Annotated in this window: 11 protein-coding genes and 5 pseudogenes; 7 read left to right on the top strand and 9 right to left on the bottom strand. The window is 52.6% G+C overall.

Going from position 1 to position 13,015, the window contains the following annotated elements; genetic code table 11:
- Positions 1-56: 56 nt before the first annotated feature.
- Together K3T83_RS02785 and K3T83_RS02780 are read right to left on the bottom strand one after the other, a co-directional pair.
- Positions 57-881, bottom strand: coding sequence for an alpha/beta fold hydrolase (locus K3T83_RS02785; RefSeq protein ID WP_220208151.1), 825 nt, complete (start codon positions 879-881; stop codon positions 57-59).
- A 376-nt stretch (positions 882-1,257) separates the two neighbouring features.
- On the bottom strand, positions 1,258-1,428 hold the full coding sequence (locus K3T83_RS02780) for a winged helix-turn-helix transcriptional regulator (protein WP_220201456.1): 171 nt from the start codon (positions 1,426-1,428) through the stop codon (positions 1,258-1,260).
- Between the two features lie 375 nt (positions 1,429-1,803).
- Between K3T83_RS02780 and K3T83_RS02775 the strand changes: the two genes are divergently transcribed.
- Positions 1,804-2,769 carry an LLM class flavin-dependent oxidoreductase gene (locus K3T83_RS02775; RefSeq protein WP_220201455.1) on the top strand — a complete coding sequence of 322 codons (966 nt, stop codon included), beginning with the start codon at positions 1,804-1,806 and terminating at the stop codon, positions 2,767-2,769.
- A gap of 377 nt (positions 2,770-3,146) precedes the next feature.
- Entirely contained in the window at positions 3,147-3,758 is a 612-nt protein-coding gene (locus tag K3T83_RS02770; protein WP_220201454.1) for a hypothetical protein, read from the top strand.
- Here the strand turns inward: K3T83_RS02770 and K3T83_RS02765 are convergent.
- Positions 3,718-4,281: a hypothetical protein gene (locus K3T83_RS02765; RefSeq protein ID WP_220201453.1), complete on the bottom strand. Its 564-nt coding sequence runs from the start codon at positions 4,279-4,281 to the stop codon at positions 3,718-3,720. The two genes, K3T83_RS02770 and K3T83_RS02765, sit on opposite strands and share 41 nt — an antisense overlap.
- A 62-nt stretch (positions 4,282-4,343) precedes the next feature.
- Here K3T83_RS02765 and K3T83_RS02760 point away from each other — a divergent pair, with 62 nt between their 5' ends.
- Positions 4,344-4,616: a hypothetical protein gene (locus tag K3T83_RS02760; protein WP_220201452.1), complete on the top strand. Its 273-nt coding sequence runs from the start codon at positions 4,344-4,346 to the stop codon at positions 4,614-4,616.
- A 109-nt stretch (positions 4,617-4,725) separates the two neighbouring features.
- Here K3T83_RS02760 and K3T83_RS02755 read toward each other — a convergent pair whose 3' ends face one another.
- From K3T83_RS02755 to K3T83_RS02745, 4 genes and pseudogenes are all read right to left on the bottom strand, one after another.
- Positions 4,726-5,967: an MFS transporter gene (locus tag K3T83_RS02755; protein ID WP_220201451.1), complete on the bottom strand. Its 1,242-nt coding sequence runs from the start codon at positions 5,965-5,967 to the stop codon at positions 4,726-4,728.
- Between the two features lie 450 nt (positions 5,968-6,417).
- Positions 6,418-6,552 carry a hypothetical protein gene (locus K3T83_RS57130; RefSeq protein ID WP_268963431.1) on the bottom strand — a complete coding sequence of 45 codons (135 nt, stop codon included), beginning with the start codon at positions 6,550-6,552 and terminating at the stop codon, positions 6,418-6,420.
- Positions 6,553-6,859: 307 nt separating this feature from the next.
- The gene (gene fxsT, locus K3T83_RS02750) at positions 6,860-9,253 is read right to left on the bottom strand and encodes an FxSxx-COOH system tetratricopeptide repeat protein (RefSeq protein ID WP_220201450.1); all 2,394 of its coding nucleotides are present in this window, start codon (positions 9,251-9,253) and stop codon (positions 6,860-6,862) included.
- 505 nt (positions 9,254-9,758) lie between these two features.
- Positions 9,759-10,259, bottom strand: a pseudogene (locus K3T83_RS02745) (helix-turn-helix domain-containing protein); the annotation flags it as partial.
- On the opposite strand from K3T83_RS02745, the pseudogene K3T83_RS02740 reads away from it, so the two are divergent.
- The 4 pseudogenes from K3T83_RS02740 to K3T83_RS02720 form a co-directional block, all read left to right on the top strand.
- A pseudogene (locus K3T83_RS02740) lies at positions 10,260-10,388 on the top strand (carboxymuconolactone decarboxylase family protein); the annotation flags it as partial.
- A 20-nt stretch (positions 10,389-10,408) separates the two neighbouring features.
- Positions 10,409-11,373: pseudogene (locus K3T83_RS02730) on the top strand (aldo/keto reductase).
- A 78-nt stretch (positions 11,374-11,451) separates the two neighbouring features.
- Positions 11,452-11,721, top strand: a pseudogene (locus tag K3T83_RS02725) (aldo/keto reductase); the annotation flags it as partial.
- A 118-nt stretch (positions 11,722-11,839) separates the two neighbouring features.
- Positions 11,840-12,072: pseudogene (locus K3T83_RS02720) on the top strand (IS6 family transposase); the annotation flags it as partial.
- A 226-nt stretch (positions 12,073-12,298) separates the two neighbouring features.
- Here the strand turns inward: K3T83_RS02720 and K3T83_RS02715 are convergent.
- Positions 12,299-12,502, bottom strand: coding sequence for a helix-turn-helix domain-containing protein (locus tag K3T83_RS02715; protein WP_220197227.1), 204 nt, complete (start codon positions 12,500-12,502; stop codon positions 12,299-12,301).
- 10 nt (positions 12,503-12,512) lie between these two features.
- Positions 12,513-12,989 (bottom strand): DUF2975 domain-containing protein, encoded by a 477-nt coding sequence (locus K3T83_RS02710; protein WP_220201445.1) that lies wholly within the window; start codon positions 12,987-12,989, stop codon positions 12,513-12,515.
- Positions 12,990-13,015 lie beyond the last annotated feature (26 nt).

The raw sequence follows: 13,015 nt of genomic DNA, 5'->3' as shown, positions 1-13,015 counted from the left end.
GCTGAGGGGTCTGTCGGAAGCCCCAGATGGGTTCTCCACGGAAACGAGAGGGGTTTTTAGGATTTTAGAAATGCCAGAAGATCAGTGTTAAACTGGTTCTTATGTGTGCTAAAGAGACCATGCGGTGCACCTGGGTATACCTTCAATGTGGCATTTTTGATCAATTTGGAAGAACGAAGGGCAGAAGCGACAATCGGCACGATCTGGTCATCGTCGCCATGAATGATCAAGGTTGGAACGTCGATGCGTTTGAGATCTTCTGTCAAGTCGGTCTCGGAAAATGCCTTGATGCAGTCATAGGCACCCTTGAGCCCGACCTGCATTGACCACAGCCAGAACTCATCCCGCGTTCCCTGCGACACCTTGCTGCCCGGCCTGTTGGCTCCATAGAAGGGGCCACTGAGGTCTCTGTAGAATTGCGAGCGATCTGCTAAGAGATTCCGGCGCAACTCGTCGAAAACTTCGATGGGAAGGCCGTCAGGGTTGCTGGCTGTTTTGAGCATCAAAGGAGGGATCGCCCCCACCAGGACGACTTTAGAGACACGTGAAGTGCCGTGGCGACCGATGTAGCGGGTCACCTCCCCCCCTCCTGTAGAATGGCCGACAAGGATCACGTTCCTCTGATCAAGGGCATCGAGAAGTGTCGCGAGATCGTCAGCGTAGGTATCCAGGTTGTTGCCGTCCCAGGGCTGGCTGGAGCGTCCACCGCCACGGCGATCATGGGCGATTCCCCGAAATCCATTGGAGGCGACCAAGTTCATCTGATCATCCCAGGCGTCGGCGTTGAGCGGCCAACCATGACTGAAGACGACGGGTTGTCCCTTCCCCCAATCCTTGTAAAAAATCTGCGTCCCATCTGGAGTCGTAATAGTGTTCGTCATTTTCACCGTAGTGAAATTCATGAGCCAAATCATCCTTTCCTAAATATTACCCGGCATGCAGGACTGTTTGCGTTCCAACAATGGATTGTTGTTACAGGACTCCAAGTGCGGGTAAGAACAATGTAGTCACATATTCCTCAAGGAAAGGCTCCTTCCACGCTCATTTTCCTTCCATGATGCATCAAATGACAGGTGATTACAGGAACGCTACAACAGGGACACTTTATCACAGAAGCAACACGTCAAAGCGAATCACAAGGTTACAGTGATGAATAAGCTGGTTTTGCGTCTTCATACCCCAACTGCTGACGAGTGATCATTGTGAACCTCACCACCCTCCAAATGCCTTTTCTTATTCTATGCCTCAATGGCTCTCTCATGAGGAGAATTCCTTCGCGTGATTTTTCGTGCGGCTGATTTCGCCAAAACGCCGTGAACCAGACAATAAGAAGGTCAAGATCAGCGTCTTCCATCTTCCACCAATCACACCAATGGTCACTTTTGTGGGGCAACAGGGTTCCTCGTCCTGGTACGCTTCTTTACGCATCGTTGGTCCTTCCGCATGGTTACTTTTCTGTTACTATATCACATTTTTTTCACTACTTGCTGCTTAAGCTACCATGCGATATGCTCTGGTCAGCGCATTCGAGAGAACATGCTCCATCGGAAACGCAAGCAGGCTCCTGCAAAGGCGAGAAAAGATCGCGGGAGCAGGTGAACACTACCAGCACTGGTTTACTTGCAACTCATGCGTGTTGCATGAACTCAGGATGACCGTGTTAGATGCTCTCAAATCTGAGAGACGCCAAAAGGCATACGTTGCCGTCTCTCAATCAAGAGATGCCACAATCAAAGCGCTGATGAAAGAGTCGGGATCTCCAGTAGGTATCCAAACTCTGTCCATTCAGAAGGAAAAGTATCCATGGAAAAACAAGCAGTAGTTCGTTCTTTGCGGGAACGAGTGGGGATAAGTGTGCAGCCAGCTGATCCGGCAACGCTGGTTGCAAATATTGTCGAGATTGAGGATGCAGGAGTTGATCATGTGTGGGTCGCTTTTGGTCCGTTGGGGTATCCAGACGTGCTGACGACGCTGGCCGCTGCGGCTGCACATACCAGCCATCTGAAATTGGGGACCTCTATTGTGCAGGTCACGTCGCGCCATCCTGTGCTCATGGCACAGCAAGTTCTGAGCCTGGATAGCCTGGCTCCGGGGAGGCTGAGGTTGGGAATAGGAGGAACGGGATTGCCCCAAATGGCAAAGAGCATGTATGGTATAGACATGGATGCGCCTCTGGCCTATCTGCGTGAATATATCCAGGTGCTTCGTCCATTGTTGGAGCAGGGAGAGATTCATCACCAGGGGCGCTACTTTACGGTTGATGCCTCTCTTCAAGGGTCAGCGCAGGTTCCTTTGTTCATCTCAGCACTCGGAGCAGCGGCTTTCCGTCTCGCGGGCGAAGTGTCTGACGGTGCCCTCCCCTTTCTCGCTCCGATTCCCTATGTGCTCAATACGGCTCTTCCTGCTCTCTCCGCGGGTGCGGCGGCAGCTGCGCGGCTCCGTCCGCCAGTGGTGGCCCATATCCCGGTGGCATTTACAGAAGATCGGGCGATCGCGTTACAGGCAGGGCGTCAAGCTCTGGGAATTTATCCAATGCTCCCGCACTATCGCAAGATGTTCATGGCAGCGGGCTTTACAGAACAGGATATTCATCCAGTTTCAGAGAGACTCATTGAAAGCTTGGTGGTCTGGGGCCTTGAGGGCAAGATACGGGATCGCGTGCTGGAACTGCTTGGAACACCCATTGATGTGCTGGCGTTAAGCCTTGTGCCAGTCTCTGATATCTCCCAAGAGAGGGTTCGCTTGGCACGGTTGGTCGGGCGATTGTAAGGAAAAGGAATGAAATATCGGACCTGTTCCTCTACATGGTCTTTAACTTGTGACACTCCGCGTCCCGTCTTCCAGGTCGCGATAGCTCAAAGCGTAACGCAGATACATACCAGCGCACACACAGGAAAATGATGTCGGCCTGGAAATGGCGCCATTTTGAAGGGAGACCGGTTTTGCGTGCTCATGGAGGGGCCTCTTTTCCCTCACTCTACCAGATCAGCTTTTTCTTTGCAACACAACCTTGTCGATTACCTTTCGTGCGTTTGCAATAGACAAGGGTACTCACAGTTGTCTATAATGCAATGGAAGAAAAAAAGTTCATAGTTTAGACACGTGAAATCTCTTCGATCATGAGCAGAAGGATAGCTAACAGAAATATGCATGATTTTGTGTCATCACCGGATCCGCCAGAGGTAAAAAGGCCGCCGACCAAGAACAGGCGAAAAGAGAAATGGGCATTGCCTGTCAAGATCCTGCGGCGCCTCTCAGGATTTCTAGTGGCAACCGTAATACTCATTGTGGTGATTGTTGTAGCCTCTCCTATCCTGGGCCTCACAGGAAATCTCACGGTGGGTCAGGCTGCCACCGATCATGGACTCTTTATGCAAGTGCGTTCTATCACCTTCTATAAGGAGGATGCGGGACAAGAGGATATCATGGTAAGTATCAAGCTTCAAAATGTGGGAAATGAAGATGTCGAGGTTGCCTTTGGGAATGAAGCTGACGGAAAAAACGTTCTGATTGTGAATACAAAGTTCCCTATCACTAATAGTCCGGGTTTCCCGTTGACCCCCGATAGGCTCCCGCCATCCTCCCAGGGGCAACTTCTGCATAATGAAACCTTGCGGCCTGCTGCAACGATGGAAGGGCTTGTGTTCTATACCTATGTGCAAAATGGACAGCAAGCGATCTCAATTGATTTCTGGCACTCTCTCTCTGGAAGCCCCTTCAATTTCTACCACTGGGCAATCCCCCAGAAATCGCAATAAGATCAAATCTGGTGAGATTTTTCCTTGCCGATGTGATGTTTTTTGTATTCCACAAGGAAAACTCTTCTTTGTTGAGTGCAGACACGCCATCGTTGAGCCGTCTTACCGTAGCCGTCTGGACATGATGAGCGTTGCGCCAGTTCGCAGGCAAACTGGTGAATCTCTGTGCGTATACCTGGTGGCCGTTTGCTTCGCCTAAAGATGTTTGGATGTGAACATCAGAAGCTAAAATATCAAGCTGGTTCTGCAAGTCACATTCAGGCTGTTCATATGGCTGAAACCAGCGGTGGGCCTGCGTCATGACCTGGTGAAAGAGTAAGGTCTGATCCATTTCTGCGATTCTTCTCGCGGTTTCTGTGGAAATGTTTATCGGGTTCATCTGTTCTTCTCTCTTTGCCAAAAGCTTCACTGAAGATGCTTTTTCTTCCCATGAGTGCGATGTTACCGAGAACATGCGCGACTTGTTCTCTGGCAACAGGGCTCCTTGAACGGGGCTGGCGAAGCGCGCCCAGGCGTCTTTCACTTTTCCTGCTCAGCAATATAGACGCTCCTATGTTACACCATGAAGAAAAGGTGAAAGATTTTGTGTTTCGTCAAAACAAGGCCGTAAATCATGTTGCTTCATGGGTCAATCCCAACATTCCGCCTCATTTTTGTGACAATATGCCGCCATTCTCCGTGATGATAAGCTGGCATAAGTCAGGCGCGGGAGAACAACAAACATGCAAAGAGGGAAATGCAGGGACAGAGTGGCTTTTAGCTTTGAGGCGACCAGAACCCATCGCGCGCAAGAAACCAGGCAAGATCGTTCCTCTGGCGCAGCAACTTGTCTTGCCTGAGTTTGGCGCGACGGGCTAGAACCACCCTCTGAGCATCACGTATCGCTCCTCATTGTAGTTCGTTTAGCTTTTCTTGTTCACAGGAGAGAAGCCCCACATCTCCCGTATCAGCTGCAGCATGGTGGGATTTACGCTTGTGGGAATGTCGCTTGCCGCATGCGCCGAGAGAGAAACAGCCATCCGGTGATCAGAAACAGGCCACTCCACACGATGCCCACGGTCGGCAACACGCCCAGATGCTCCAGGCTCAGCCCGAGTGCGAAGGAGCCGAGGGTTTGGACGCTGAACAAGATCAGGCGAGAGACGCCATTGACGCGGCCTTGCAGGGCATCTGGGACGACCGCAAAGCGATAACTGTCCATGAAGACAGCACGGATCGAGTCGGAGAGAGCGATGGCAGCGAAGACGGCTCCCAACAGCAGTGGCGTCGTGATGAAGCCATAGAGAGGGAAGAGCACTACGAACACGATCAGGGCACAGCGAAGCGTGAGACCTATGCGTATGCGCCGCTGCAACGGCGGGCAGAGCGCCGCGCCAAGCAGGTTCCCGACACCGCCACATGCTCCGATCAGGCCGTAGAGCACCGACGGGATATGCTGCTGTTGCACAATGTCCAGGACGAGAAGCATACTGGCTGTGATGGTGAGGTTGAGATAGCTGGAAATGAGGAAGATCGAGCGTATGACCTCATGCTCCCGTAGCCAGGTGAGCCCCTCGCGCACTTCTTGGAGCAGGTGGTGACGCTGCGTCCTCCGTTCATCTTGCATGGGCGAGCGGATGGAGAAGAGTGAGCTGAGCAAGATCAGAGAGGAAAGCGCGTCGGTGACGAACGGGAGCAGCCTGCTGATGCTAAAGAGCCAGCTACCCAGGGCGGGTCCGACAAGCGCGCTGGAGCCAACAATCACCTCGTTCTGTGCGACTGCTGTGGTGAGCTGGCTCTTTGGCACGATCCATGCCAGTGCTGCAAATCCGGCCAGCTCGTAGAAAAGCGAAATGGCTCCCAGGCCAAAGGCGATGGCGTAGAGGAGAAGCAGCCGCAGTGGTCCGCTGGAAAGGCCCAGCGTCAGGGGAATGCTCGCCACGCACACCATCAAGCAGAAGGTAGAGAGCAGCATCACGCGTTTGCGCGGCCAGCGATCCACCAGCGACCCGGCGGGCAGGCTCAACAGGACGTAGGGAAGCTGTCCCAGGCTATACGCCAGCCCGGCAGCAGCGATCGAACGCGTCAGTCCCACAATGAGCAGTGGAAACGCAAACTGTGTGCATGAAGTGCCGAGCGAGGAGACGGCGTTGCCGAGCCAGAGCAACAGATAGTCACGATTGCGCCAAAGGGAAACGGGTTGTGGTGGAATGCCTTCCGTGTTGATCATGAAACATCCTTTCGTTCGACTTGTTTCTGCAAGAAGGGAAGCAAAAGGAGCCCGGCAACCGAGGCGCGGTCCAATCAACACGGGGCTGAGATCCATCGTAGGATGAAGACAACGCATATCCTCGCACCAACGCGATCAGCGCTGCGCGTGAGGAGGGCGCTATTCACAAACAGCCACGTAAGCGCGATCTGTGCCGGGCTTACGCGGTCAAAAGCGGTTTCACACCGCCTGAGGGGAACAGATATCTTTTACTCATCGGCCAGATGATAGCATGGAGACCGCATCGGTGTCAATGAATACTGCTCACCCCCACCCATCCGCTCTTCCTATCCATGCGCAAGGGGATGGGAAGACTCGGCGGGCTCGGTGCGCGTGCGACAACGCGTAAGCATCATGGGTATTCTGTCAACGCGGATTGGATAGCCTCGCTCAGGATTGTCTACCTTCTCCTCAACCGGATGCCGACATCATTCCCACTGCTCGCGAGCAGGTTGCCATCGGGGCAAAGGCCACACCATTGGCGCTTCTTGTATGCCAGCCTTCCCAGTACAGTACTCCACTGTTGAACGGGTGTTGCTCGGTCATGTTTGATCCTCTTTGGTTCTTTTCTCTCAACTTTGACAGATCAGTTTCCTTCTTGCAACACAACCGCATTTCCTTTCCGTGGTACTGATTGATTTGTTGCTTCTCAATGAGATCAGCGGGCGGAAGCGTACCGGCGGTATGCGCGTGGTGAGGGCGTGTGTGGAAGACGGGGTGTCGAAAGCGGAGCTGTCACGAGCATCGGGGGTGCCGCTTGCGACCGATAGCGCGATGGATCAGGCAGTATTGGGAGGGTGGGTTGTGTGGATTGGCCCGGCAACCGCGTGCGGATCTGAAGAGTACGTTTGGTCTAAGCCTCGCTCATCTTGTCCTGAAACTGGTGAAAGAGAGCCAGGTCGTGGAGCGTTTGTGCTGTCTTCGGATGATCCTGGCCAAGACGCTGTTCACGGATCTGCAATGCGCGCTGGAACAAGGCCTCGGCTTGTTCATATTGGCCCTGTCCTTGGTAGAGAAGCGCCAGACCATGGAGGGGATACGCGATTGCGTGGTGCTCCGGCCCAAGCGCTTGCTCAGCAATAGCAAGCGCCCGCTGATACAACTCCTCGGCCTGCGTCGAGTTGCCCCACTCGCGGTAGAGATCAGCCAAGCTCACAAGCGTAAAAGCCACATCTGGATGTGCTGGGCCTAAGGCCTGTTCCGCGATGCGCACTGCCCGCTGGAAAAGCGATTCCGCCAGTTCATACTTGCCCTGCTCCCGATAGAGGTCGCCCAGATTGCTGAGTGGGCCTGCCACCCGAAAATGCTCCGGCCCCCATGCCCGTTCGCGGATCTGCAGTGATCGTTGATACACTACCTCTGCCAGCTCGTACTTGCCTTGTTCGTAGTAGACATTTCCCAGCCGGTTGAGCGACAAGGCAACCTCCGGGTGCTCTAGGCCCCGTGCCTGCTCCCGGATCAGCAGCGCTCGTTGCTGCAACGGCTCTGCCAACTCGTACTTGCCCTGCTCATAGTAGACCATTGCGAGCCCTTCGAGGGGGTACGCTACTTCTGGATGCTCCAGTCCCAACGCATGTTCTAGAACATGCGAAGCTTCCTGAAACAGCAGTTTTGCCTGCTCATAGTTGCCCAAGAGTCGATAGAGATAGGCAAGCTTGCTCTGTAAAGAGGCAACGTGGGGATGTTCCAGACCGAACAACTGGATCTGGATCTGGAGTGCTTGTTGATACAGCGATTTCGCTCGTTCGTACTGGGACCTCTGGTCCAAATAGTCCGCCGCCTTCAGGAGTAGCTCAGCGAATTCCTGGCTCTGGAGGCAAGCAGGGAGCGTGACGGCACAGGCCATCACGTGGGGAATCAGCTGCTCACAGGGCTCCCATATTTCTGTCCCGGTGTCACTGGTGACAGCCGGAAAGGCCGCATTGAGCAGGTGGACTACGCGCTGCTGCCACTGCATGTGTTCTTGTTCGCTCATACTTTCCTGCAGAATCACCTGGACCAGGCGGTGCAGCGAGAGCATTTGCATCTCGGGCTGTCGTTGCACCAGCGAGAAGTTCCGCAACGCACCGATTGCCTGATCGAATTGGTAGAGATCTGTGACAATGCGATCAGCAGTTCCTTCGGAAGAGGCGGTTCTGCCAAGAAAGATTCCCTCAGGGATACCTTCTGGGGCAAGAAAAGCGCACAAACACAACAGATCAGCCGCGAGGGAATGTTGTTGCTTCACTTGTTCGTAGGCCAAACGAAAGGTTGTGGTGACAGGGTGAGGATGATCACGCCCCAAGGTTCCTCGCCGCCCCAGCAGCGGGACCCGTTGTTCCTGATACCGTTGCAAGTAGTCGCTTAGACCGCATCCTGCTTCTTCGATATAGGCGCCAGCCTGGTCGAGGGCCAGGGGTAATCCTCCCATCACCTTGACGAGTTCCTGGGCAGTCCCCCATTCAGAAGGGTGTGGTTTGCTCTCGTCAGACCTCATTGCTTTGTTGAGATGAGCGCGCCGCAAAACAAACGCCGCACCCTCATCGAGCGTCATGGGTGACAACTCAAGGCTATGAGCCAGGGTTCCCAGAGAGGAACGGCGTGTGGTGATGAGAATGGCTCCCTGACGGGTCGGGGGGAGAAATTGGTAAAGCAGTTCTGGATCCTCGACGTTATCCCAGATCAACAACCACGTGCCATTCGTGGTCAGCCAGTGCTGCACCGCTGCCACCATCCGTTGCTGATCGCTGTCTCCACGCTCTGGAAACTGGAGGTGTTCGGCAATGCGACCCAGACTCGCCAGGATGCTTTCAACCGTTTCTCCCTCAATCCAGAAGATCGCACTATACTCCAGGGCGTAACGATACGCATACTCCAGGGCGATCTGGGTTTTGCCAATCCCACCAAGCCCATATAATGCATAGGATTGGGTGAGGGCCACCGCATGGTCCGTATGCAGGAGCTGATGCAACTGGTCAAGCAAGGTGCCTCGTCCGGTAAAGAACACATTGCGTTGATAGGGCACAGACCAGTGAGGCGAAAGCGCGGTCAGACTGGCTTCGAGAAGCTGTCGTGTTTCTGCTTCGCTCAGTCCAAGCAAACGCCCCAGTTCCAGGACGATCCTTTTCCCCTCAGGGAGGTAGTTGCCCTGTTCCCAGGACCAGATGGTATTGTGATGCACGCCCAACCGCTCAGCCAATGCCCTTTGACTGATACGTTTGCGCTTGCGAAACGCCTTGAGCATATCTCCGAATGGTGAGATGAGCATAAACGGTGTCCTCTTTCTCTCCCCAAAAGAACGGCCACACAAAATCATAGCACCATCACAGTGCTGCTGTGATGGTGCTATCGTAGCATAGAACAGGGAATTGTTCCATGTTTCTCAGAACGTGTCATGGATCGACGTATTCCGTAGAGCAAAAGTCGTCCAGAAGATCTGGAAAAGAAAAGAGAGACTCCCTTGTACCAGATATTTACGAAGTGACAGGCAAATTGGGCGAAGGCGGCTCATAAAGACGAAAAGAGATTTCGAGAGGTTTCTTGTTAGGGAAAGCTCTTCCAAAAATTGTTCATGCCTTGATAGGGGTAGCGCTACGTTAGCTGTCATCAGGGGCAGAGTAGCGAGCAATACGAGTATTTCTAGCATGACCCTTTCTTTTTCGGAAGAATCCTGCCTGACGAGGAGAACCAGGCCAACATTGCCAGCACAACAGAGGGAGTAGCCCTCCGTTGTGCAAAGCATATTCTCTCTTCTATGAAGCGCGTCGCCTTTCTCACTGCCCAGAGAAGGCGAGCGTTTCGCCTCGCAACCGTTGCACATCGCGCATGGGAGGGATGCCAAAGAGGCTTTTATATTCACGATTGAAGTACGCGGCGTCCTGATATCCGACACGATAAGCCGCACTTGTGGCATCGAGATCTTCGGAGAGCATGAGACGACGAGCCTCCTGGAGCCGTAACTGTTTCTGGAACTGTAAGGGACTGAGCGCAGTGACCGTTTTGAAGTGGTGGTGGAACCCTGAGACACTCATGCCGAGATCCCGCGCGATCTCCTCGATGCGTAGGGGCTGATCGAAGTGTTGGCGGAGTCGCTTGACCGCCTGGATGATATCGGGAGTATAGCCTCCTTGAAGCGCCAGGTGACGGAGCCGACTCCCCTGCTCTCCGATGAGAAGCCAGTAGAGAATCTCTCGCGTGATCAAGGGTCCAAGCACCCGTGCGTGGGCAGGAGAACCGACCAATCTCACCAGTCGCACGAACGCTTCCAGCAGATGAGAGCAAAAGACAATGGCCTGACGGAGACAGAGCTCAAAGAGGTGATCACCCATCTCGCGTTTTATGCTGGTTGGCCGAAGGCCATGTCGGCCATTACCGTCGCCAAACGCGTTTTTGACGAGCAATAAACTGGCCAGGAGTGCAGCATATGCAGAAACGATTCCTTGGAAACAGCAGTCTGGAAGTCTCAGCCCTTGGTCTTGGCTGTATGCGTATGACCTTTGCAGATAAACCGATTGGAGATACAGCAGAGATGATCGCGTTTCTCCATGAGGCAGTGGACCGAGGCATTACCTTCTTCGACACGGCTGAGGTCTATGGCCCTTTTACCAACGAAGAACTGGTGGGGGAAGCGCTGGCTCCCTTTCGGGGGCAAGTGGTCATCGCCGCCAAGTTCGGCTTTCAACTCAATGCCGACGGAAGTCCCGGATGGAGCGGTTTCAAAGCCGTCCGGAGCGCATCAAGCAGGTCGCCGAGGCATCGCTCAAGCGCTTGAGGGTTGAGGCCATTGATCTGTTGTATCAGCATCGGGTCGACCTTGACGTCCCCATCGAAGAGGTCGCAGGAGCCGTGAAGGAGTTGATCGACGCTGGCAAAGTGAAGCATTTCGGACTGTCAGAAGCCTCTGCGGAGATCATCCGCCGCGCTCACGCCGTCCAGCCAGTAACGGCTGTTCAGAGCGAATACTCGCTGTGGTGGCGAGCCCCAGAAGAGGACGTGTTACCAACCTGCGAAGAGCTGGGCATCGGCTTCGTGCCCTACAGTCCGCTTGGTCGAGGGTATCTGACAGGCAAGATCGACGAACATACCACCTTCGATAGCTCGGACCTTCGCAGTCGCAACTCGCGCTTCACACCAGAGGCCATCACATCCAATCAAGCGGTGATTGACCTGCTGGCGCGCATCGGAACGCAGAAACATGCGACGCCCGCGCAGGTTGCGCTGGCCTGGCTGCTCGCACAAAAACCGTGGATCGTGCCTATTCCGGGCAGCCGCAAGATTGAGCGCTTAGAAGAGAACATCGGCGCAGTCCAGGTCGAGTTGACCGAAGGTGATTTGCGAGAGATTGACCATGCCATGTCCACCATCACGGTTTTGGGAGATCGCTACTAAAAGGGCATTTGGAAAAGGGTAATGTTTGAGACTACGAAGTAGGAACACGGATTGAGCTATACCTGTAAGGGAGATCACATGACAAATATTCCAACCATCACATTATCGAACGGTACAAAAATACCAACGTTAGGCTTCGGCGTCTTTCAGATGAGTCAGGAGGAAGCTGAACAAAGCGTTGCTACCGCACTGGCGACCGGCTACCGTTTAATTGATACCGCGGCGTCCTATCAGAATGAAGAAGCAGTAGGCCGAGGCATACAACACAGTGGCGTTCCCAGGGATGAGATATTTGTAACGAGCAAGCTTTGGATTGCGGATGCTTCCTACGAAAAAGCGAAGCAAGCCTAATCTCAGAAGGAGGTGGCCCTGTCTCTTTGTAGTTGGGGTGGCTGATAGGGATCTCGTGTTTGGACGGGAAGGAGAGGTATTGTCAACTTGGTAACAAAGCTGATAAAGTAGTTCCATGAAAACAAAAGCCACCGCTCCCAATGAGAAAGGATACCGCTTTCCACCAGAAATTATCAGTGACGCAGTCTGGCTGTATGTTCGCTTTTCGCTGAGTTTTCGCGATGTGGAAGAGCGGACGACGCGCAGCGAGGAATTGTCGTGACCTAGGAAACGGTCAGGAAATGGTGCCTCACATTTGGTCAATCCTCTGCCAATGAATTGCGCCGCCGTTCTCGCTGCGGCGACAAATAGTACATGGATGAGGTCTGCCTCACGATCCGTGGAGATGGGAAACTTTTGTTTGTTTTCTTCTATGAACTGATGGCGATTGCTTCATCGAGGTTGAAGAACTTGGGGAATGGTCAAGCAACTCTATTGTGCTGCCGGACAGCAATTTTCACTAGAGCCTCAGCATTCAGAACCCTGTCAAATGACATTAGAGAGATGTAATTATAAACCGCTTGAAGTCAGTTCGTTATTTCTTATATTCCAGAATGTCTCCAGGTTGACAATCTAAAGCTTTACAAATCGCTTCCAAAGTTGAAAAGCGGATAGCTTTTGCCTTACCATTTTTCAGTATCGAAAGATTAGCCATGGTTATACCTACCTTTTCAGTAAGTTCTGTGACGCTCATTTTCCGCTTAGCCAGCATTACATCGATATTTATTATTATTGCCATAATGCGCGCCTCATATTGTTAAGTCATTCTCTGATTTTATGTCTACTGCATTTTGTAGAAGCTTTTGAAAAACAGCAGCAGCGGTTGCAATAACAATGGCTGTGAAAGATGCAAGAATTCCAAGTGCCGTCGGACCTGCTGGATCATCACCATGCGCAAAGAAACGGATATAAAACTCTGCTAATGCAATAAAACCGATAAGACTGAGAGAAGCAAATTTCATATTTCTGAGTGTATTAACAGCATTTTGAGAAAAAGCTTTATCAGCATCGATAAGATTTAATAATTTGAATGCCTGATACAAACCAACAAAAAAAGGAATTGAAGCTATATACCCATAGATAGTAAACGGATCTGTATAAATACTGATGAGATCTAAGTTAGTAGCTCTTCCTTCAGTTTGAGGAAACCGAATCATGCCAGCAAGCGCGCCGATTGCGACAAGTAAAATAACACCTTTTAAGAATAATGTTGAACTTCGTTTCATAATGAATACCTCAATGAGTATTAGAT

It is taken from the genome of Reticulibacter mediterranei (genome assembly GCF_016587455.1).
Note: the sequence above shows the minus strand (reverse complement) of the source record. Positions and strands in the feature narration are given on the sequence as shown.